Raw genomic sequence first — 20,863 nt, 5'->3', positions numbered from 1 at the left:
ATATCAGTGTAAAAGACAGGATTTATGACAGTTAAAAAAAATACCTCAGAAAAACCAAGCCCTAAAGCGCGTAAGCCTAGGGCCAAGTCAGCCCGTCAGTCACCTACTATGATGAAGCGCTTATGGTCTATTAGTTGGAAATTGGCTTTAGTGGTGACCACAGTCGTAGCTAGCTATTGCATTTATTTAGATCAAATCATCGCCAGCAAGTTTGAAGGGCAGAAGTGGTATTTACCGGCGCAAATCTTTAGTCGGCCAATGAGCCTATATCCTGGCGCCGCCATTAGTCATCAACAAGTGCTGCAAGAATTAGCTGTGCTTGGGTATCGCAAGGTGGCCAATCCCAGAGAAGTGGGTGAGTATTCTGCCTCTGCGACCCGTATACAGTTATGGCGTCGCCCGTTTTTGCATCCAGACGGTAAGCAGCCCGAGCAGCAAGTCATGTTAACCTTTGATAGCCAAGGGGTGACTAGCGTGGCGCGCATGTCTGATAAACGCGAGCTGGCGGTGTTTTATTTAGAGCCTGTGCTGCTTGATAGAATTATTGCATCGGATGCGGAAGACCGAATTTTTGTACCAACGGCCGAGATGCCTAAGTACATAGTTGAGTCATTATTGCTGGTGGAAGATAGAAGTTTTTACGATCATCACGGCATTAACCCCATAGCTATTTTACGCGCGGCGTTAGTTAACGTTAGCGCCGGTCGTACTGTGCAAGGCGGCTCGACTATTACTCAGCAGTTAGCTAAAAACTTCTTTTTAAGCAGTGAGCGCTCCCTTGAGCGTAAAATTCGTGAAGCCTTGATGGCAGTGATCATAGATTTTCGTTACAGCAAGCAAGAGATCTTAGAAGCTTACTTAAACGAAGTGTATATGGGCCAAGATAAGTCGCGATCTGTGCATGGTATCGGCTTAGCATCGCAGTTTTATTTTGGCAGGCCGGTGGCAGAACTGACCTTAGCTCAGCAAGCATTTTTGATCGCCAGCATTAAAGGGCCGTCTTATTACAATCCGTGGCGATCGCCAGCGCGCGCGTTAGAGCGGCGCGATCTGGTGCTTAAGTTATTGATGGAAAATAATAAGATTTCTGTTAATGAATACACTGTGGCCGTTGAATCGCCATTAGGGGTACGCAAAGAATCTAAACCTGTGCGCGCGCGTTTACCGGCGTTTTTCGCCCAAGTAAAACGTGAACTTAGCAGCCGTTATGGTGACGCCTTACTTAAGCAATCAGGTATTAAGGTGTATACCACTTTAGATCCTATTGCCCAGCAAGCGGCAGAAAAGGCGGTATCGCACACCTTAAAACAGTTAGATAAGCGCGCTAAAGATATCCAAGCTGGCATGGTAGTGACAGATAAATACAGCGCTGGTATCGCGGCTATGGTGGGTGATAGACAACCTGAATTTGCAGGGTTTGATCGCGCCGCGGATATTCGCCGCCCGATAGGATCTTTAGTTAAACCTTTTGTGTACGCCACGGCGCTTGAGCAAGGGCAGCGTTATAACTTAATGTCACCCCTTAAAGATCAGCCGATTACCTTAAACAATGGACAAGGCAAAAGTTGGTCGCCGCAAAACGTCACTAAAACCTTTAGTGGTGAAGTGAGCCTAATGCAGGCATTGGTGCAATCTATGAACGTACCGACTGTGAATTTGGGCATGGCACTTGGGGTGGATGCGGTTAAAGACACGTTAATGCGCTCTGGCTGGAATGGCCCCGTCAGCAACTATCCATCGATTTTCCTTGGCGCCGTTGATGGCTCGCCGTTAATGGTAGCGCAGGTGTATCAGACCTTAGCCGATGGCGGGCGTTATCGACAATTGCATGCAGTGACTCATGTTATCAATAAGCAAAATGAGGCCATTGAAGGCAGCAGCTTAGCGTCAGCAAGTGCAATTCCTCAAGGCGCCGATTACTTAGTGAAATATGCTATGACGCAAGTTGTCGCTAACGGCACGGCTAAACGTTTAGGTCAGCAATTTCCAAAAGCCACCATAGCCGGTAAAACGGGGACCAGTAATGATGGCCGCGATGCGTGGTTTGCAGGCTTTGATGAGCGCAATGTCGCCGCTATTTGGGTGGGGCTTGATGATAACGGCAAGACCAATCTTTATGGTAGCAGTGGCGCCATGGCGGTTTATCAGGCGTATTTACAAGCCCATGCGCCCATAAGTTTACGGATGCAACCGCCGCAAGGGGTGATTAACGCTTACTTTAATCGCAACAGCGGCGTGGCTATGCAAGCGGGCTGCGCTAATGTGTCAGCTGTGCCAGCTTTACTTGATAGTTACCAGCCTGCGGCCAATTGCGGCGAGCCACTTAATTGGTGGCAGAACCTGATAGGCGGCTAACACTGTAAACTGCAAATGAGCACAAATAAATAAGGCGACCACAGGGTCGCCTTATGTTTATGAGTGCTCAGAGTTTTAAGCTTTGGTTTTAAGCTTTGGTTTTAAGCTTTGGTATTAAGCTCTGCTATTAAGCTCTGCTATTAAGTGCTGGTATTAGCTCGGTTAGAACTGATAGCTATAACCTAAAGTCACAGTTCTAGGTTTTCCTGAGAAAATCGAGCCATGAATGCGAGTTGTCATATAAGTCTCATCCAATAAGTTCTCAGCTTGCAGATACACTTCTTGCTGCTTGGTAATAAAGTAGCGCGCGGATAAATCGACCACAGTTTTAGCGGCAATCAACTCATTGCTGGCGATGCTACCTTGCCCCGCTTCCGTGCGCATATCACTGGTATAACGCCCAGCAAGGGTAACTTGCCAGTGATCGGTTTGCGCGCCTAGGCCTAAATACAACTGATTGGTAGGTAAATACGGTAATTCATCACCCGCATTCACTTGTCCCCAGAAGTCAGAGGTAAAGCTATTGCTAAATTCGGTGTGGGTGTAAGTGTAAGCAATCTTCACTGGGAAGCTTACTTGTCCGTCGGCATTAAGCTCATAGCCTGCGCTCACTTCTAAGCCTTTAACATCCACTTCGCCAGCATTGTACTGATTACCTATGTTGTCATCAGCGCAGCCCTGCGCGGCCGTGCAGTTACCATGCATATTGCTGTAATCACTGTAAAAGGCCACGGCTTCGGCAGTAACTGCCTCTTGGCTGAAACGCGTGCCTAACTCATAGTTCCAGCTCTTTTCTACTTCCCCAGCTTCATTGCCAGGTGCTGCGGGCGCAAAGCCTTTTTGCACCCCAGTAAATACTAGCCATTCATCTGTGATGGTGTAACTCACAGCCAAGGCTGGCAGTAAGGCATCAAAGCTATTACTAATATCTTTAATTGGCGCGCCGATACGCCCTGGGTTGGCTTTACCCCAATCTTGGCGCTGAGTGGTGATGTCTTCATAACGTAAACCTGCGGTCACAGCAAACTTGTCAAAGCTCATCTTATCTTCAGCGAAAAACGCCCAAGCCTTAGCGCTATCGAGCAAGTTAGAATCTGTGCCCGGCACGCCGGCATCACTAGGCGCTAAGGTCATTTGATATTCTTGGGTTAACTGATAATTATCGACCCACTGGAAGCGCTCCATTTGATCTTCATGGTAGCGCACGCCAAAGGCGGATTGATGTTGCTCTAAGTCCCAGTTGAGCTGAGTTTGCAGACCTTGAGACAAGTAATCACGATTATTGGCTTTAACTTCAACCTTCATGCTACTTAATGGCGACAGACCTGAATCGAACAAAGCCGCCGCGTCTATGCCGCCGCTACTTAAGCCTTTGCCATTGACCTTGTTGGTTTTGTACCAGTTGCGGTGGAACTTATTGTAGTAAGCAACCGAGGCGAGATTAAGGGTATCGCTCCACTCAATCACATGATTGACCTGAATTTGTTGATGATCTGTGGTCATCTTATCTTTTTGCGAGGCGCTATAGCGGCTAAATGGCGCGCTGTTGTAGTCGGCCTCAGTTAATCCCATATAAGTTTCGTTTGAGGTTTCATCTGAATATTTAAGTTTAATTTGTAAGGCTTGGGCGTAAGTTGCGCTTTTGTCGCTATTAAAACTGACTTTAGCTAAGGCATCATTACGCTCAAAGCCGGTGTTACCGCCGACATGGTTAATGTCCCGAAAGCCATCGGCTTGATAGCGAAACACTTCAGCCACAGCACCCACTTGCTCGCCTTGGCCGCCGCCATATACATGGCCTTTGGCAAAGCCATCTTGGCCAAGGGCGACATCAATTTTTCCGGCCATATCTTCATTGGGAATGCTGCGCGATATCAAGTTAATCACGCCGCCTGTGGTGCGCGGGCCGTACTTAATGGTTGAGCCGCCTTTCATGGCTTCAATCCGCTCCATTCGCCCAGGCGTTGGAAAATAATAAGCTTCAGGTGAGGCGTAAGGCGCGGGCGTGGCTAAGACGCCATCTTCCATGACAGTAATTTTTTCTGAGCGATTCTGCCCAGTGCCGCGCATACCAATATTGGGGCGCAGGCCATAACCATCTTCTTCCTGAATATAAATGCCAGGAATAGTCGCTAGGGTACGCATGATATCTGTGTATTTAAATTTATCTAACTCAGCTTGGGTTATCTCGTGACTACTTGATGGTGACTTATTGAGTGGGTTCTGTTGCCCAAAAATAGTGATGTGTTCAGACACATTAATATCGTCATCAGCCAGCAAGGGTGATGAGAAGCTCAGCAGTAATGCCGAGGTTAATACAGACAATTGAAGTGGTTTTGCCGCAAACATGAAAACTCCTAATAGCTAACTCTAAGGTTGGTGATAACGATAATGATTCGCATTATGGGTGTAATTACACTTGTGTAAACAGTTTGTTTTGTTTGTTGCTTTTGTTGAGGTTGGCTTTGGCGATTTAATTGCTGGCGCGGTTAATTGTTTTGTTGGTTGTTTGAGCAATTTACATTAGCCTAGTGCTGCGGGACTGAGTGATCCCCAAGGATGCAAAATTATTGCAGCCGTTAGCAACTCACTAAGGCTAAGGATTAGCCGTCATTCATGGCCAAGCCATCAAGGGCTGATTGTGGCTAAGGGTTAAGTCATCGGCTCAGTGTTTGCGTGATTCACGGTTACACTGTGGGCCAATCTGGGATGGATAAGAGAATCATGATGTTTTTAAATAAGTTTTTTAATGAGCGCCAAGGCTTTATCGATATTGATGCAGAGCAAGCGAGCTTGTTTGCTAAGTCGGTCGCAGGTGACTTTAATCCCATTCATGATATTGATGCTAAACGCTTTTGTGTGCCTGGCGATCTACTGTTCGCCATCTTATTAATGCATAACGGTTTACGCTCGCACATGGATTTTCGGTTTGCCGATATGGTGCCGGCCAATAAAACCTTACGCTTACCGGCGGCGCAAGACTGCATGCAGTTACTAGATACTAACGACAAGCTGATTTTACAAGCCGATGCAACTGGCGATATCACCCAAGAAACTCGCCAAATTGAGCAGTTTATTCGCCGTTATGTGGCATTTTCTGGGCTTAACTTTGTCCATATCATGGTGCCATTAATGCGTGAGCAGGGCGTGATGATTAATGCCGACCGACCCTTAGTCATTTATGAGCGCATGGGTTTTAGCTTATCGACGCTTGATTTTGACGATATTGAACTGACATTAGTCGATGCGCGCCTTAGTCATGAAGGTAAGCGCGGCCAAGTGGATATTGATTTTGCCATTCATGCCAATGGCGCCTTGATAGGTAAGGGCTATAAGCGTTTAGTCTTAAGCGGCTTAAGGCCTTTTGAAGAAGAAAGCGTAGCGGCCATGTGTGATGAATACGCCCTGCGTACCGCCAATTTTATGGTGAAGTAATTTTCCATCATGCCGCTGTGATGGGTGAGCTTGCCCATCACAGTGCTAGCGCTTAAGCCAAAGCGCAAGTCTTCATTCCCTTATTTAATGCGCCTTTCTCTATTTGCCAAAACTTAGTTATGCCATAGTCATTTTTACTCAGCAACTAGAGTTTGTTATAGCGCTTGGCTATTAGATCGCGCGATAAGCTACTTAACTCTCAGTTTTGTCCGCAAAAACGGCAATTACCTTGAGGTAATTTGCTTGCACACTGGCTTTGGATTACCTTATTCACCTTTGAATATCAGTGACGCTTAACGTCATAGTTCACAACGGAATAAAGTGGTGTTTCAGTCGCCATTTAAGGTTTTGTGCCAGAGTTTGATGGCCATGCAAGGAATACCATGTCGAGCCTAAATCGTATTATTTTAATAGACACTCATTTGCCAGGTGTCGTAGAGCTGGCCCTTGATGGCCATACCAACATTTGTGGTACCAATGCTTCGGGTAAAACCACATTGCAGCGCCTAGTGCCGGTATTTTATGGTGAATACCCAAGCCGCGTTGTGCCATCAACTCGTGACAGCTTTGAGCGTTGGTATTTACCTAATGAAGCGAGCTACATCATTTATGAATATCGCAAGAGCGATAATCAGCTCTATCAAGCGATTTTATCCTCAGCCGGTGACGGCAAAGGGGTTAACTATCGCTTTGTGGCCACAGGTTTTGAGCTTGAAGATTATATTAAGCAGCGCCAAGGCAATGAAGTTATTTGCTACCCTGCCTCTGAGCTTGGGCGGCAATACAAGCGCTTGCAGGTAGCCACCACCAATTTACTCAATACCCGTGAATATCGCGCCATTATTCAAAACGATCGCGCGTTGTTAAGTACTGGCACTAATCGTCAAGAGCTGCGTGCTTATGCTCGCCAGTTTGCCTTGTGCGATCCTGAATTTTCCCTGCGCCATATTGAAAAACTCGCTAAAGCCGTGCATTCCAAAGAAGGCAAGATGGAAACCGTCAAGTCGATGGTAGCCGCGATTTTAGAAGAAGACGGCGTTAATCCGCCAAGCTCGCGCTTAAATCCGCAGCGCGTAGAAGCCTGGATCCGTGAAAGTCAGCTTATTGCGGGCTTTGAGCAAATTCGCCCTGAATTTGACAAGTTGGCCGATGAATTTGAGCAGTTGCAAGGCACTGAAGTGCGTCTAGCCAGCTTACATAAAGGCTATCGTCACGACGAAAGCTTGGAAGTGCAGCGACAAGATCAAGCGCAGCTCGATTCTAAAGCCACTAATATCGCGCTGAAACAGCTTGATGAAGAATGGAAAGACAGCCGCGATGAATTAAACCTTGAGCTCTCGGCGGCCAAAGGCGATATCAACAAGTTTGAAGATGAGTTAGATGCCATTGAAAATCAATATCAAAGCTTTATGGATGCAGATATTGATGCGGCTAAAGCGGCGTTAGCGACGTTGCCGCAGTGGCGCCAAGACTTACAAACCCTTAATGATAGACATAAGCTGCAAACCGAACAGCATCAAGACATAGAAGCCGCTTACAACGCCCGTCGCAGTGAATTAGGTGAGCAGTTAAATAGCGAATTAGAAAAGCTGCACAGCCAAGTCGATAAAAGCCGTGAGCAGCGCGATAGCCAAAAAGAATTGGCGCGCGCTGAACTGGAAAAGCTCGCCCAAGCTAACCGCGACGCTGAGCAGCAAGGCGTCGCGCGCTTTAACGAGCAAGAATATCAGCTCAAATTAGCCATGGCTGCTCATCAGTTAAAAATTGATAGCGTGAGCTATACCGAAGAAGAAAAGATGGCCTTGGCCGTGCTCGATGAGCGCATTAGTCTTGCCGATGAAGAGCAAGAAGTGTGCGCCGCTAAGCTTGAGCGTCTCAGCGCGCAGGAGCGTAAGCTCAGAAGTGAGCGCGATAGAGCCGATGATGGCCTGCGTTTAGTCAGTAAGCGCGTTAATGAACGCTTGTCTCAGCTTGATGACATTAAGCATGTGTTATTCCCTGAATCTCATACCTTACTTGAGTATTTGCGCCGTGAAGCGCCAGGCTGGGAGTTAGGCCTAGGTAAAATCATCGCCCCTGAATTATTGCATCGCACTGATTTGCGCCCTGTGCGTAGCAGTGAAGCTAATCAAGAAATCTTTGGTTTAACCTTTGATTTAAAAAGTTTAGATGTACCAGCTTACGCCGCCTCTGAACAAGATTTACGCCTGCAATTGCAGCAAGCGCAAGATGCACTCGCCGCCGCACAATTAGCCCAGCAGCAAGCTGAAGACATGCTGGTATCAAGCAATCAAGCCCTTGAGGCTATTGGTCGTGAGCTCACCCAAGCGCGGGCGAATAATCAGCATAGCCGTGAAGAGCTGCGCCGCTTATTAGATGAAAAACGCACGCTGCAAGCGCAAGTGAACGCTGCCTTAAGTGAGCGTAAACAGCAAGCCGGTAAGCAGCTTACCTTGCTGCAAGCTGAAATAAAGCAGCTGATTAGCGACAAGCAAGCTTGGTTGGCTCAGCATCATGATGATGCTATGGAGCTGAAAATGGAGAAAACCGCGTTCTGGCAAGAAATTATCGGCGCGCTGGAATTAACCTTAACTCAGCAACAACAACAAATTAGCCATAGACGCGAGCACGCCAAAAGCGAGCAAAAGGCGTGTGACAGCTGGTATAAGAGCGAGCTTAAATCCCGCGGTGTCGATGAAGACCAAATTCTGCAGCTCAAACGCGACATCAAAGCCATTGAAGCTAAGATGGCGGGGGCTGAGCAAGGTCGCAGCCAAGTATTGCGCTTTGATGATTGGTATCAACACAGTTGGCGCCAGCGTAAGCCTAAACTGCAAACCCAATTGGCCGAAGTTAAAACCAGTTATACGCAGTTAGATCAACAGCTAAAAGCTAAAACCGCCGAAGTTAAGCATAAGCGCGGCGAATTAGAAGCTGCCAAACGCCTATCGGATAATAGCCAAGTCGAAGCGTCAGAAAACTTAACTAAGCTGCGTTCGTTATTAAGAAAACTGGCGGATATTAAGTTACCTAAAAACCTTGAAGAAGCGGCCGGTAGCATTGCCGAGCGCCTGCGCCAAGGTGATGAGTTACTGCTTAAGCGTGAAAGCCTATTAAGCTCGGTAAAACAGTACGTTGATCACTTTGATAGCGTGATTGTTAGTAAATCTGGCTCAAGCTTAGCTGAAACTTGGGAGCGCGCGCGCACTGAGGCCACCCTCATCAACGACAAGGGCATTCGCTTACTGGATTACCGTAAATTGGTGCCAGCCTTGGCGCAGTTGCTTAATGTTATGGTGCCGCAATCTATTACGGCGCTGCGGGAACAAGGCCGAATTTTCGGTGTGGATTTAACGGCTTATTACGATGTGTTGGCCGATATTGACCGCCGCATTGCCAGTCAAAGCGCCCGCATTACCCGCGAAGTGGGTGAAGAGTTATTCCTAGATGGCGTGTCAGAATCGGCGGTGCGCATTCGCTCGCGCATCAGTGAATTAGAGTTCTGGCCCGAGCTTGAGCAGTTTGTGAAGGCGTTCCGTCAATGGCAAGCCGATGGCTTTAGCGGTCTGCCGGCTGAAGATTATGTCAACAGCATGCGCCGCGCGTTAGATATTATTGGCCGCAGCGCGCTGACGGGCGGCGTAGCTAAGTTGCTGGAAATTGAACTGCGCCTTAAAGAAGGTAATTCAGATTTGATTATCCGCACTGACCGTCAGCTTAATGAATCCTCAAGTCACGGCATGGCCTATTTGATTTTATGTAAGTTTTTGCTGGCCTTTACCCGCTTATTGCGCGGCGATGCCGAAGTGACTGTGCATTGGCCGATAGATGAGCTCGGCACCTTGCATCACAACAACGTCAAAAAAATCTTTGATGCCTGTGAAAACAACAACATTAGTGTGCTTGGCGCCTTCCCGAATCCTGAATCGGAAGTGCTTAATTTGTTTGCGAATCGCTACATTATCAATAAGCAGACCCGCAAGTTACAAGTCGTTAAACCTAAGGTGAATCCGCTGGCGGATAAGTTAAAAGCCTTAGCCGCACAAGAGGTGGTGTAAATGGAACAAGTCACTTTGATGGCGAGCCAAGGCGAGCTGGTTGAGCGTTTATTAAAAGGCGAGTTTATTTGCCGCACTAGCGGTGAAGATCAATGGCGCGCCCTTAAAAACCCAGCTAACCGCGAGCAGATTGAGCACTATCTTAATCAAATCAATCGCACTTTATGTAGCGCCGCCGAAGGCGAAGTATTCTTTTGCGGTTATCTGCAACTGGGTGAACACGAGCGCAAAGTTATTTCCGCCCAGTTTAAGGAAATCTGTCAGGCACTCATTCCTATGGTGGAATGGTTAGTGCTGATGCAAGAAGCTTCAGGCCAAGATGCCTCATTAGTCGAAGGCTCAGCGTTACGCTTGACTGAATTGCAAACTCGCATTGAAGATACGCCTGCGCTGCGCGAGCAGCTTACAACGTTAAGTCAGTACCGCTTATTTGGCTCAACCTCGACCAATGTGGACGCGCAAATCAAGTTAGTATTTAAGCGCTTAGTCGAGCTTGGCTATTTGCTTAAACCTAACCCAGAAAAGCAAATTTATCTGGCCACCGGCAAGGTTGATTATCTTTATGAAGTGATCCGCTTTATTGATGAAACCGAAGGTTTGCAGTTAGAAGCTCAAGCAGAAACTGCTACCCAGAGGGATTTGTTATGAGTACTAACTTGCATCAGGCTGGGGTCAAACTGCTAAAGCAGCTTGGCCGCCACAGTGATGTGATCATGGACGTGTATTTAGCAGGCTCCCTTAGCGACAATCAGCATGATCCTGCTGTAATAGATAAGCTGCAAAAGGCGGGGATTTTGTGGCGCCCAGAGCCGCAAGAACCACTGCGCCTAAAGCGCACTTTGCGTGCCTTGCTGGAAGAGGGCTTAAGTGATGAGCGCAATCGTCAAATCGATGCCAATGCGGGCTCAGCACTAGCTACCATTAAGACCTTGGCAGAGCACTATAAAGAAGCTCGCCATCAGCTGGATTTTAGCGCCGCAGAAGCCTATCTCAATGATTTAAATGAGCATGTGTATAGCTTTACCGAAGGCTTACGTTATGCCATTCGGGTATTGTGGAGCCGGATTAACAACGAGTTTGGTTATGTCGGTACTATTAGTGCCAAAATTCGTGAAAATGAATTAGCCCAAAGCCAAGTGACTGAATTACTTAATGGCTTAGCTATGCTGCATTTTGATGAGCTGGCGACGATAGCGGGTGATATTCGCGAGCTTAGGCGTTTATTGGTCACTAGCCTGCAAGATCAAATGAGTTACTGCGCGCAGGAACTGTCGGTCGTGCAAGGGCGCTTGCTTGAGCTACTTGGGCGTTTTCGTCAAATTCAGGGACGTACGCGATTACTCAAGGGCTTTTTGTTACACACGGATTTACATCCAGATTATCGGGTTGAAAATCATGTGGCTCACCAACAGATAGCCAATTTGTTTAATCGCGCCGATGCCATTTTAGCCCCAGCCCATGTGGATGTGCATAACAGCCTGCATGAAACCGATTTGCTTGAAATCGTCTCTAAAATCAAAAGTATTAGTCATTTAAACTTGGCTGATAAGGCGAACGCTGAGCCGCAATTAATGTCCCTTGGCGAAAATGATGATTTTACTGTGGCTGACGACCCGCTGAAACTCGCGGTTGAGCAATATTTCATGGCCGTGATTGATTCAGGTGTGCGCCAATCGGCGCTTGAATATCTGCAAGCGCAGCAGCTTACTTGGGGCAGTGAAGCGTGGTTATATCAAGTGATTTGTGGCTATGACGGCTTGGCCGATGAGTATCGCCAATTTTTCGAGCTTGAGCCAATAGGTGATAATCATCCTGTATATACAGGTAATTTTATCATTCACGATGTGGAGTTGTGGATGGCGTAAACCATTTACATTTGGCCATCATCTAGGCCTTTAGCACTAAGCGATTTAAGAAAAAGCAGTCAATGACTGCTTTTTTATTGAACAAAATTTAGCAGTGTATTGCACTCATTAATCGCGTTAAATCTCATCCCAAGACTAGCGAATTTACTATCGCTAGCTTATTTCACCTTTAATGATGCTCGCTTTAGTTGTTTTCACTGGTTGATCGTTAAGTTATTACTGTTAAAGCAAGCGCTTAGCCCACACTGACACTCATGATTGTTTTTAGTACAAAGTTAGACTTATATAATTTTATTTAAAATCAAAGCATTACTTCTTTTGTGATTGCTGCGTTTAAGCTTTGGTTGCTTGCTTGTTGGTTTTTTGGGTTGAAATTTATGGCCGCATGTTTCACTATCCAAGACCTACAAACATAAAAAATAATAATAAAAACGGGCACTTCTGCTGTTTGAAGGGGTTATATGACTAGTCGTTCATTATCAGTTCGTATCTTTTTGGGGTTACTTTTGGGTCTGTGCTTAGGCTTAGTAGTGCAATATTTCTTAAGTGATATTGGCTTCTTTGGCGATGACTTGGTGGTGTTGGCCGGTGGCATAGGCACTATGTTCGTCAACATGATCATGCTGCTGGTGGTGCCCTTAGTCTTTGTCTCCATAGTGTGCGGCGTGTGTGAGCTGCAAGATTTGCAAAGTTTTGGCCGCTTAGGTACCAAAACCTTTAGTTTTTATGTGATTAATACTGTGCTTTCCATAGGCGCCGCTTTTGCTGTGGTCATGCTGATTAACCCAGGCTCTGGGGTTGATATGCGCAGTGGCGCCGAGGTGACATTAAGCTCGACTGAGCTGCCAAGTTTAATGACCTTGATAGTCAATATAGTGCCGAGCAATCCTATCGCTGCCTTTACCTCGGGCAACATGCTGCAAATCATTTTTATGGCACTGCTCTTTGGCGGCGTGATGAAATCCATGGGCGAGAGCGTAGTTGGTGCGGTTAACGGTTTTCAAATCCTAAATAGCATAATGATGAAACTGATTGGCGTGGTGATGTCGCTAGCGCCTATTGGGGTGTTTTGTTTGATGTTTAAGTTAGGCGCTACGTTAGATGCCGCAGTATTTACTAGTTTGCTGCAATATTTGCTGCTTAATATTGGCTTGTTAGTGTTGTGGGTGTTTGTGGTGTATCCCGCCGCCGTTGGTATATTTACTCCCATTAGCGCCGCTGAATTTAGGCGCCAAACCCGTGAGCAGATACTGTTTTCATTATCAACTGCCAGCTCAAACGCCACCATACCAGTCACCATGCGCACCTTAACCGACAAACTTGGCGTGAGCCACGCCGTGGCAGGTTTTGGGGTGCCGCTTGGCGCGACTATGAACATGGGCGGGGTGTCGATTTACATTACCGTTGCCATTTTCTTTATTGCCAATGCTTTTGGTATGCCAATTACCTTGGAGCAAGTACCAACCGTGTTGTTTAGCGTGTTCTTGCTATCAGTAGGTGCAGGCGGCGTGCCTGGCGGCGGTATGGTGATGATAGGTGTGCTTATCTATCAAATGGGCTTACCCATTGAAGCCTTTGCCTTGGTGGCTGCGCTCGACCGTTTGATTGATATGATTTTAACCTCATGCAATGTGGTGGGGGATACGGCGGTGTTGACCATCGTCGAGCAAACCGAAAAACAGCATAATAGCGCGCAGGGAGTTTGATTGGGGTAAGCAGTTATCTATTAGCACTTTAATGGGCGCTTAAATTAGCGGCTTAATTCGCCTCAATTCACGGTTCCATTTATGGTTTAACTCACTTTAGGCTGCAATAAAAAATCCGGCACTGGCCGGATTTCCATTGAGTTCACATACTATTTATTAGCACTATTTATTAGCACTCGGGCTCTTGGTCATCGTAATGCTGGCCATGATATTCAAGGCAGGCATTCACTTCGTTGGCTGAGCCTAAAATAACGGCTACGCGCTCATGAATATGCTGTGGCTCAATATCTAAAATGGTTTCATAACCGGTTGAGGCTACGCCGCCCGCTTGCTCTACCAAGAATGCCATAGGGTTGGCTTCATACATAAGGCGCAGCTTAAAAGGTTTTTTAGAGTCTTTGTTGTCAGCCGGGTAAGTAAAAATCCCGCCGCGACATAATACGCGGTGCACGTCGCCCACCATAGCCGCAATCCAGCGCATATTGAAGTTGCGCTCACGCGGGCCAATTTTACCCAGCAATAAGTCACTGATATAACTTTGCATTGGCGCTTCCCAGAAACGCTGGTTTGACATGTTAATGGCAAATTCGCTGGTGTCTGGGCTGATGCTCATGGCGGCGTCAGTCAGTAGAAATTCATTGGTGCTTGGATCTAAGGTGAACAGTTGCACGCCATGACCTGTGGTTAAGGCCAACATAGTTGACGGCCCATAAAGGACATAACCGGCAGCCACTTGGGCGCGGCCAGATTGCAAGAAACTCTTAGCGCTCACATCCCCTGCTGGCGCTGGCAGTACAGAAAAAATAGTGCCAACTAAGGAGTTAATATCAATGTTTGATGAGCCATCCAGTGGGTCGAAACACACTAAATAACTGCCTTGGCTATTTAAGGCAACGATATCATCTTCTTCTTCAGAGGCTAAGGCTTTGACATGGCTGTCTTGGGCTAAGGCATCTTTGAGCATGTCGTTAGTGATGATATCCAGTTTTTTCTGAGTTTCACCTTGCACGTTTTCTTGCTCTGTCGCACCAAGTACGCCGGCAAGTGCGCCTTGTCTAACGGCGCTGCTAATGTCTTTAGCACTGTTAGCCAGAGTGTGTATGACTTGCGTCAGTGAAGCGTTAAGTGGCTGTGAAGCTAGCACTTGAGTCAAGGTTTGCATCTGAAATCCTCATTTTCATTATTAAAATAGGGTCATTCACGCGAGATGGTGCGGATAATAACGCAGACAAAAGTAAAATTCAGCGACAGAGTTTGGTTTTTACCCAAATTCAGGCAGAATCAGGCGAAGATAAAATCATCAGGGAATAATAATGACTAAAAAATGGATCCCGCTGGCAGCGCTTGCCATGCCCTTTGCGCTCTCTGCCGAGGCGCTTACCCCCGCATTAACCGCGCCTATGGGAGATTCGACCCCCTTAGCCATTGCCAGAATGCATGACTCGCCAGCTTTAGAAGGCAATAGTCCGCGCGGGCTAAAATTATCCCCTGATGGTCAGCGAGTAACTTATTTAGCACCGCGCAGTGATAATCAGCATTTTTTTGATTTGTGGCAGATGGAGATAAGCTCAGGTAAACATTCACGTTTACTCGATGCCAGTTTACTTAAAGCTAACGAGTTATCTGACGAAGAAAAAGCTCGGCGTGAGCGCCAACGTATTTATGGCGCCGGCATTATGGAATATGACTGGTCGAGCGATGGCAAGAGTGTGCTTATACCTTCCGCCGGCAATCTGTATTTATATCAAGTTAATACAGAGCAATTACAACCCTTAGCAATTACAGGGTTTGCCACCGATGCCAAAGTGTCGCCCCAAGGCAAATTTGTGTCTTACATTAAAGATCAAAATTTGTTTATTTATGAGTTAGCCACAAACAGCGAACGCCAACTGACCTTTGATGGTGGCGAGCACATTAAAAATGGCATGGCTGAATTTGTGGCCCAAGAAGAAATGGGGCGCATGACAGGTTACTGGTGGGCGCCCGATGATAGCGCGCTTGCCTATACCCGCATTGATGAATCGCCTGTGGAATTAGTTACGCGTAATGAGATTTATGCTGACGGCATTAAGCTCACTGAGCAGCGCTACCCTTATGCGGGCAAGGCCAATGTGTTGATTGAGCTTGGCGTGTTATCTCTGGGCTCTGGAAAAACGACTTGGCTGGATTTAGGTGCTGATACCAATGGTTATTTGGCGCGAGTCGACTGGTTGCCTGATGCTTCTGGTTTAAGTTTTCAGTGGCAAAATCGCAGTCAGCAGCAGTTAGATTTACGCTTAGCCAGTTTGAAACCGGCAGCAACAGAGTCGCAAGCATTGACGACATTGAGCGCCGTAACCTTACTCACGGAAAAGAGTGATGCTTGGATTAACCTCAATGACGATTTAACTTTTTTAACCCCATCAGGGTTTATTTGGGCGTCAGAGCGCAGTGGCTATAAGCATTTATATCTGTATGACGCTAAAGGTCAATTGCAAAAGCCATTAACCTCTGGCGAGTGGGCGGTGGATAAGATTGAATATGTCGATGAAGCCAATGGTTGGGTGTATTTTACTGGCCGTAAAGATACTGTCATTGAAAGCCGAATTTATCGGGTTGCCATAGCCTCGGGTGCCATTGAAGATGTTGGCGTGCGTGCTGGCACGCACGCCCCAGTATTTGCTAAAAACCGCGCTATTTATCTTGATTACTTTAGTTCCCTTGCGCAGCCGCCTCAGGTGAGTTTACATGATGGCGCTGGCAAGTTATTAACTTGGGTTGAGCAAAATACGGTTGATAAACAGCATCCTTTGTATCCCTATTTTGGTTTATGGCAATTGCCAGAGTTTGGTACCTTAGCGGCTGCTGATGGTCAAGCCTTAGTGTACCGCTTATTTAAGCCCGCAGATTTTGATGCAACTAAGCAATATCCTGTAGTTGTGCGGGTTTATGGCGGCCCCCATGCACAATTAGTGACTAACAGCTGGAGTAATCATGATTATTTTACGCAGCATTTATTGCAGCGCGGCTATTTAGTCTTTCAATTAGATAATCGCGGCAGTGCTAATCGCGGTACTCGATTTGAGCAGGTGATTTATCAAAACTTAGGCGAACTTGAAGTTATCGATCAGCAGCTTGGGGTTAAATATCTGCGTAATTTACCTTATGTGGCCGATGATCGGATTGCTATTTTTGGTCATAGCTATGGCGGTTATATGGCGTTAATGAGTAAGTTTAAAGCGCCGCAGGATTTTAAAGTTGCGATTTCAGGGGCGCCAGTCACAGATTGGAGTCTATATGATACGCATTATACTGAGCGTTATATGGGGCATCCGCAGACTAATGCAGCTGGATATCAGCGCGCCTCGGTATTGCCTTATGTGGGCCAATATGACAGAGGTTTATTGATGTATCACGGTATGGCGGATGATAATGTGTTGTTTGAAAATAGCACGCGGGTTTATAAGGCCTTACAAGATCAAGGCAAGTTATTCCAAATGATTGATTATCCTGGCTCAAAGCATTCAATGCAGGGCAATGCGGTGCGCAGTCATTTATATCTATCGATTGCGGATTTTCTTGACCGTGAGTTATAAACTGCCCTAAGGCGTTTAGCTTAAAGTATTAAGGCGGCTAATCGCCGCTTTAATAACGTTTATCGTTGGCGATTATTTTTAGCGATTATTTTCAGAGTTAGTTTTCTGGCTTAATTCTTTGCTTAATGACTGACTTAATAAGGGCTTAAAGGCTTCATTAATAAAAGCTTTAAACAAAAACCTAAATGTAAGCCAATAAAAAGCCGCTAATCATAGCGGCTTTTTGTATCACCTAAGTGATTAATCTTCTAAGTTACCGCAAAAACGGTAGCCTTCACCATGAATGGTGGCGATGATTTCTGGAGTATCAGGCTGGCTTTCGAAATGCTTACGGATACGACGAATCGTCACGTCAACAGTACGATCGTGTGGCTTAAGCTCACGACCAGTCATCTTCATCAGTAAGTCAGCGCGGCTCAGAATCTTACCTGGGTTCTCAACAAAGTGCAGCATAGCGCGGAACTCACTGCGTGGCAGCTTGTATGATTCGCCCTGCGGGCTCACTAATGAGCGGCTGTTGATTTCCAAAGACCAGCCATTGAAGCGGTAGAATTCAACTGAACTCTTTTCTTCAACGTCTTGGCCAGTGCTGCTTACGCGAGTCAGCAGGTTGCGAGCACGAATGGTCAATTCTCTTGGGTTGAATGGCTTAGTGATATAATCATCAGCGCCAATTTCCAAACCTAAGATTTTATCAACTTCATTGTCACGGCCAGTTAAGAAAATCAGGCCAATGTTGTTGATTTCACGCAATTCGCGCGCTAACAGCAAACCATTTTTACCAGGCAAGTTAATATCCATCACCACCAGGTTGATTTTATTTTCCTGCAGGGCTTTATGCATTTCTGCGCCATCATTGGCCTCAGTTACCACATATCCTTCTGCTTCAAAAATACTTCTCAGCGTATTGCGGGTAACTGCTTCATCTTCAACGATCAGAATGTGCGGGTTTTGCATGTCATTTACCTAAAAAAATTTAATCAAATTATCGCTAACGATAAACAGTCACGAGTCAATATTTCACTCAGCTAAATTGCAATAACAACTAGCCAGTCCCTATCAATAATTGAAGGGGCTAAACAGCACTGTATAAGGTTAGTAAAATCTGCAATATCCATGGAGTTTTTTGAAACTCCCAGGGAAAATACGATAGTTGCTTACACTTCGAGTAACAATTAACGAAATAAGTTCCCTCACAGTTGTAGGTTTGTGAAGGTTATTAAATCATCAATTCAAAAGTGAGTTTCATTGCAACTGAGTTGCCATCCTTTTAAACCGATTCGTGAAATGTGAGTGTCGGTGTTGACGCCCTAGGATGGTGGTTAGCTAATCAACCCTAATAGTGTACTCGTTTTAGGCATTTGTTAACAAATTAATTGTTAAAAAAATCATGAAGTGACGTAATCTTAATCAATTTTTGCAAAAATTGTTTGCAAAAGCACCATGACCAAGGGGTTGCCATAGTGAGCTTGAGCCAGTTTTTCTGAATTTGCTGCTAAAGCAGACTAAACTGTGGATGCATTTTTGTTCATTAAAAGGTTTTTGTCTATGACACAGATCACAATTGAGCTGTGGCGGGCTTATCAGAGTAGTGTGTTCTTATTAACACAAGCGCTAACCCCCAGTATTGATTTTGCCATTATTACCGCGGCCAACCCTTTAGGTGTACCTCATTTACCCGGTCAAAACCGCCTCTATGATAGGCAATTGCAACAAGATATTGATGAGCTAAGAGTGCCATATCGGCGCATTCTTGGGGCTAGCCCAGATTTATCTCATGTTGAGGCGAGTTGGGCGGTAATTTTACCTTTAGCTGAAGCCTTAGATTTGGGGCGGCGTTGGCAACAATTAGCCATTTATTATGTGAGTGGTAATCGTCTGGGGTTATTTAGCTGTAGCGATGCTAATTCTCGGCTTGATTTAGGCGCTTTTAGTGAGCGCGTAACCTTAGTCAATGAGTTACCTAGCTATAGCTGACACTTAATCTGGGCATTGTTAATTTTCTATTGATCATCAACACAAGTTATTTTTTGACCTTCTTTGTTTTTTGTTGACCTCGAGTATAAACAATTGTTAACGTTCAGGTGTTCATTGTAATGAACATTCAGAAGAGGCGCGTTGACCAGGTACGCAATAATAAGGGCACATTCCCTGATTATTATTGCGAAGGGGGAGCAACGCCGAGTGAGACGCACGAATGTGAGTGCTGATTGCGGTCAAGTGGGCTGAATCCCACTGATTGTCACCTGAGTTTAGGTGGAGAGCTTCTGGTGGCAATTATCTCCTTCTGTTGCTTTGGCAGGCTGTTGATCTCATTTCGCCCCAGGCTCTTCGAACATTTTTGGGTTCGGAGTGTGTTATGTCTAACAATCTCAATATATTGTCTATCCTCGCTCATAGGTTGGAGGGTGATTTATGTCTATCGATAAACTAGTAGTCGCTAAGTTTGGCGGCACATCCCTTGCCAATAGCGATGCCTTAACATTCAGTGCCAAGATAATTTTAAATGATGCGAGTCGCCGTGTAGTGGTGGTGAGCGCGGCCGCGGGAGTCACTAATCTGTTAGTCGAATTAACGACTGTGACAGATGATGAGCAGCGCTTTAAGCTATTAAAAGATATCGCCGCCATTCAATATAAAATCTTAGATGCGCTGCATCGTCCCAACGATGTTGCCGCCGCTATCGATGGTCTATTAAGTCGCATTGCCGTATTGAGCGAGCGCTTATTAATAGATAGCACTAAAGCGCTTAAAGATGAGTTGCTCGCGTGCGGCGAATTGTGTTCATCACAATTGTTTGCCGCCACCTTAAGAGAATTAGGCGTAAATGCGATTAGTTTCGATGTGCGGCAAATTCTGCGCACAGACAGTCACTTTGGCCGCGCTGAGCCACAAATTGATATGATAGCTCAGTTGGCGCAATTACATTTAGCGCCTCTTTTCGATAAGCAAGTGGTCGTCACTCAAGGCTTTATTGGCAGTGATGATCACGGCATGACTACTACCTTAGGTCGCGGTGGCAGTGATTACTCAGCGGCGTTATTAGCTGAAGCCTTAGGTGCCAACGCGGTTGAAATTTGGACCGATGTTGCGGGTATTTATACCACTGACCCAAGGCTTGCGGCTAATGCCAAGCCGCTGGCTGAAATCAGCTTTAATGAAGCGGCGGAAATGGCGACGTTTGGCGCCAAAGTACTCCATCCTGCCACCATTTTACCTGCGGTGCGCCGCGGTATTGAAGTGTTTGTGGGTTCAAGTCGTGAACCAGAGCGCGGTGGCACTTGGATACGCAATCGCATTGATAATCCGCCTTTGTATCGCGCCATTGCGGTAAGGCGCGATCAAACCTTATTAAATTTGCATAGTTTACAAATGTTGCATGCTCGAGGCTTCTTAGCTGAAACCTTTGCGACCTTAGCGCGTCATAAGATAAGCGTTGATTTAATTACTACTTCAGAAGTGAACGTGGCACTTACCTTAGATAAAACCGGTTCAGATTCGAGTGGTGAAGGCTTGCTAAGCGATCATTTACTCACTGAATTAGCTCAGCATTGCCGGGTGCAAGTTGAGCAGGGGTTAGCGTTAGTCGCGATTGTCGGTAATCGTATTGCGACAACTCCTGGGGTGTGCAAATTGGTTTTTGAGGTGCTGGAAAACATTAATGTGCGCATGGTTTGCCAAGGCGCGAGTCCACATAACTTATGTGTGTTAGTGGCAGAGGCCGATGTGCCGCAATTAGTCGCGACCTTGCATCAACGCTTATTTGATGCGGCTTAAGATATAAACTTAATGTATTTAGTATTTAGCGAATATCGTTTTAGTTAATTCGCTTGGCTCAGTTATTACTGAGCCAAGCGCTTCTTTTAAAA

At 46.2% G+C, this 20,863-nt stretch carries 12 protein-coding genes and 1 riboswitch; of the genes, 9 read left to right on the top strand and 3 right to left on the bottom strand.

Annotation, left to right across the window (positions count from 1 at the left end; genetic code table 11):
- Positions 1–24: 24 nt before the first annotated feature.
- Positions 25–2,355 (top strand): penicillin-binding protein 1B, encoded by a 2,331-nt coding sequence (mrcB, locus tag FJQ87_RS17200; RefSeq protein ID WP_140933668.1) that lies wholly within the window; start codon positions 25–27, stop codon positions 2,353–2,355.
- 162 nt (positions 2,356–2,517) lie between these two features.
- On the opposite strand, the gene FJQ87_RS17195 is transcribed toward mrcB, so the two are convergent.
- Positions 2,518–4,704, bottom strand: coding sequence for a TonB-dependent receptor (locus FJQ87_RS17195; RefSeq protein WP_140933667.1), 2,187 nt, complete (start codon positions 4,702–4,704; stop codon positions 2,518–2,520).
- Between the two features lie 378 nt (positions 4,705–5,082).
- Here FJQ87_RS17195 and FJQ87_RS17190 point away from each other — a divergent pair, with 378 nt between their 5' ends.
- From FJQ87_RS17190 to FJQ87_RS17170, 5 genes are all read left to right on the top strand, one after another.
- Positions 5,083–5,790 (top strand): DUF3581 family protein, encoded by a 708-nt coding sequence (locus FJQ87_RS17190; RefSeq protein ID WP_140934188.1) that lies wholly within the window; start codon positions 5,083–5,085, stop codon positions 5,788–5,790.
- Between the two features lie 383 nt (positions 5,791–6,173).
- Positions 6,174–9,848: an ATP-binding protein gene (locus tag FJQ87_RS17185; RefSeq protein WP_140933666.1), complete on the top strand. Its 3,675-nt coding sequence runs from the start codon at positions 6,174–6,176 to the stop codon at positions 9,846–9,848.
- Positions 9,849–10,496 (top strand): hypothetical protein, encoded by a 648-nt coding sequence (locus tag FJQ87_RS17180; RefSeq protein ID WP_140933665.1) that lies wholly within the window; start codon positions 9,849–9,851, stop codon positions 10,494–10,496. It begins immediately after the preceding gene.
- Positions 10,493–11,713 (top strand): phosphoenolpyruvate carboxylase, encoded by a 1,221-nt coding sequence (locus tag FJQ87_RS17175; protein ID WP_140933664.1) that lies wholly within the window; start codon positions 10,493–10,495, stop codon positions 11,711–11,713. Before FJQ87_RS17180 ends, FJQ87_RS17175 begins: the two co-directional genes overlap by 4 nt.
- Positions 11,714–12,174: 461 nt before the next feature.
- Positions 12,175–13,419, top strand: a complete 1,245-nt coding sequence (locus FJQ87_RS17170) for a dicarboxylate/amino acid:cation symporter (RefSeq protein WP_140933662.1) — start codon at positions 12,175–12,177, stop codon at positions 13,417–13,419.
- 169 nt (positions 13,420–13,588) lie between these two features.
- On the opposite strand, the gene FJQ87_RS17165 is transcribed toward FJQ87_RS17170, so the two are convergent.
- Positions 13,589–14,581 carry a class 1 fructose-bisphosphatase gene (locus tag FJQ87_RS17165; protein WP_140933661.1) on the bottom strand — a complete coding sequence of 331 codons (993 nt, stop codon included), beginning with the start codon at positions 14,579–14,581 and terminating at the stop codon, positions 13,589–13,591.
- A gap of 151 nt (positions 14,582–14,732) precedes the next feature.
- Between FJQ87_RS17165 and FJQ87_RS17160 the strand changes: the two genes are divergently transcribed.
- The gene (locus FJQ87_RS17160; protein WP_140933660.1) at positions 14,733–16,994 is read left to right on the top strand and encodes a S9 family peptidase; all 2,262 of its coding nucleotides are present in this window, start codon (positions 14,733–14,735) and stop codon (positions 16,992–16,994) included.
- A 240-nt stretch (positions 16,995–17,234) separates the two neighbouring features.
- Here FJQ87_RS17160 and arcA read toward each other — a convergent pair whose 3' ends face one another.
- Positions 17,235–17,951 carry a two-component system response regulator ArcA gene (arcA, locus tag FJQ87_RS17155; RefSeq protein WP_140933659.1) on the bottom strand — a complete coding sequence of 239 codons (717 nt, stop codon included), beginning with the start codon at positions 17,949–17,951 and terminating at the stop codon, positions 17,235–17,237.
- Between the two features lie 591 nt (positions 17,952–18,542).
- Here arcA and FJQ87_RS17150 point away from each other — a divergent pair.
- Positions 18,543–18,971 carry a DUF3293 domain-containing protein gene (locus tag FJQ87_RS17150; RefSeq protein WP_140933658.1) on the top strand — a complete coding sequence of 143 codons (429 nt, stop codon included), beginning with the start codon at positions 18,543–18,545 and terminating at the stop codon, positions 18,969–18,971.
- Positions 18,972–19,094: 123 nt separating this feature from the next.
- A riboswitch (Lysine riboswitch) is annotated at positions 19,095–19,269 on the top strand.
- Between the two features lie 140 nt (positions 19,270–19,409).
- The gene (lysC, locus tag FJQ87_RS17145; RefSeq protein WP_140933657.1) at positions 19,410–20,771 is read left to right on the top strand and encodes a lysine-sensitive aspartokinase 3; all 1,362 of its coding nucleotides are present in this window, start codon (positions 19,410–19,412) and stop codon (positions 20,769–20,771) included.
- Positions 20,772–20,863: the final 92 nt, after the last annotated feature.

It is taken from the genome of Shewanella sp. SNU WT4, assembly GCF_006494715.1.
Classification (GTDB): domain Bacteria; phylum Pseudomonadota; class Gammaproteobacteria; order Enterobacterales; family Shewanellaceae; genus Shewanella.
The sequence above is the reverse complement of the archived record's forward strand: the minus strand, read 5'-3'. Positions and strand labels throughout refer to the sequence as shown.

What these genes read in the sequence shown, in the direction of transcription:
- FJQ87_RS17180 (WP_140933665.1), top strand. Translation starts at nt 9,849, where the DNA reads ATGGAACAAGTCACTTTGATGGCGAGCCAAGGCGAGCTGGTTGAGCGT.
- FJQ87_RS17170 (WP_140933662.1), top strand. Translation starts at nt 12,175, where the DNA reads ATGACTAGTCGTTCATTATCAGTTCGTATCTTTTTGGGGTTACTTTTG.
- FJQ87_RS17160 (WP_140933660.1), top strand. Translation starts at nt 14,733, where the DNA reads ATGACTAAAAAATGGATCCCGCTGGCAGCGCTTGCCATGCCCTTTGCG.
- FJQ87_RS17185 (WP_140933666.1), top strand. Translation starts at nt 6,174, where the DNA reads ATGTCGAGCCTAAATCGTATTATTTTAATAGACACTCATTTGCCAGGT.
- FJQ87_RS17150 (WP_140933658.1), top strand. Translation starts at nt 18,543, where the DNA reads ATGACACAGATCACAATTGAGCTGTGGCGGGCTTATCAGAGTAGTGTG.
- mrcB (WP_140933668.1), top strand. Translation starts at nt 25, where the DNA reads ATGACAGTTAAAAAAAATACCTCAGAAAAACCAAGCCCTAAAGCGCGT.
- FJQ87_RS17175 (WP_140933664.1), top strand. Translation starts at nt 10,493, where the DNA reads ATGAGTACTAACTTGCATCAGGCTGGGGTCAAACTGCTAAAGCAGCTT.
- FJQ87_RS17195 (WP_140933667.1), bottom strand. Translation starts at nt 4,704, where the DNA reads ATGTTTGCGGCAAAACCACTTCAATTGTCTGTATTAACCTCGGCATTA.
- lysC (WP_140933657.1), top strand. Translation starts at nt 19,410, where the DNA reads ATGTCTATCGATAAACTAGTAGTCGCTAAGTTTGGCGGCACATCCCTT.
- FJQ87_RS17190 (WP_140934188.1), top strand. Translation starts at nt 5,083, where the DNA reads ATGTTTTTAAATAAGTTTTTTAATGAGCGCCAAGGCTTTATCGATATT.
- arcA (WP_140933659.1), bottom strand. Translation starts at nt 17,951, where the DNA reads ATGCAAAACCCGCACATTCTGATCGTTGAAGATGAAGCAGTTACCCGC.
- FJQ87_RS17165 (WP_140933661.1), bottom strand. Translation starts at nt 14,581, where the DNA reads ATGCAAACCTTGACTCAAGTGCTAGCTTCACAGCCACTTAACGCTTCA.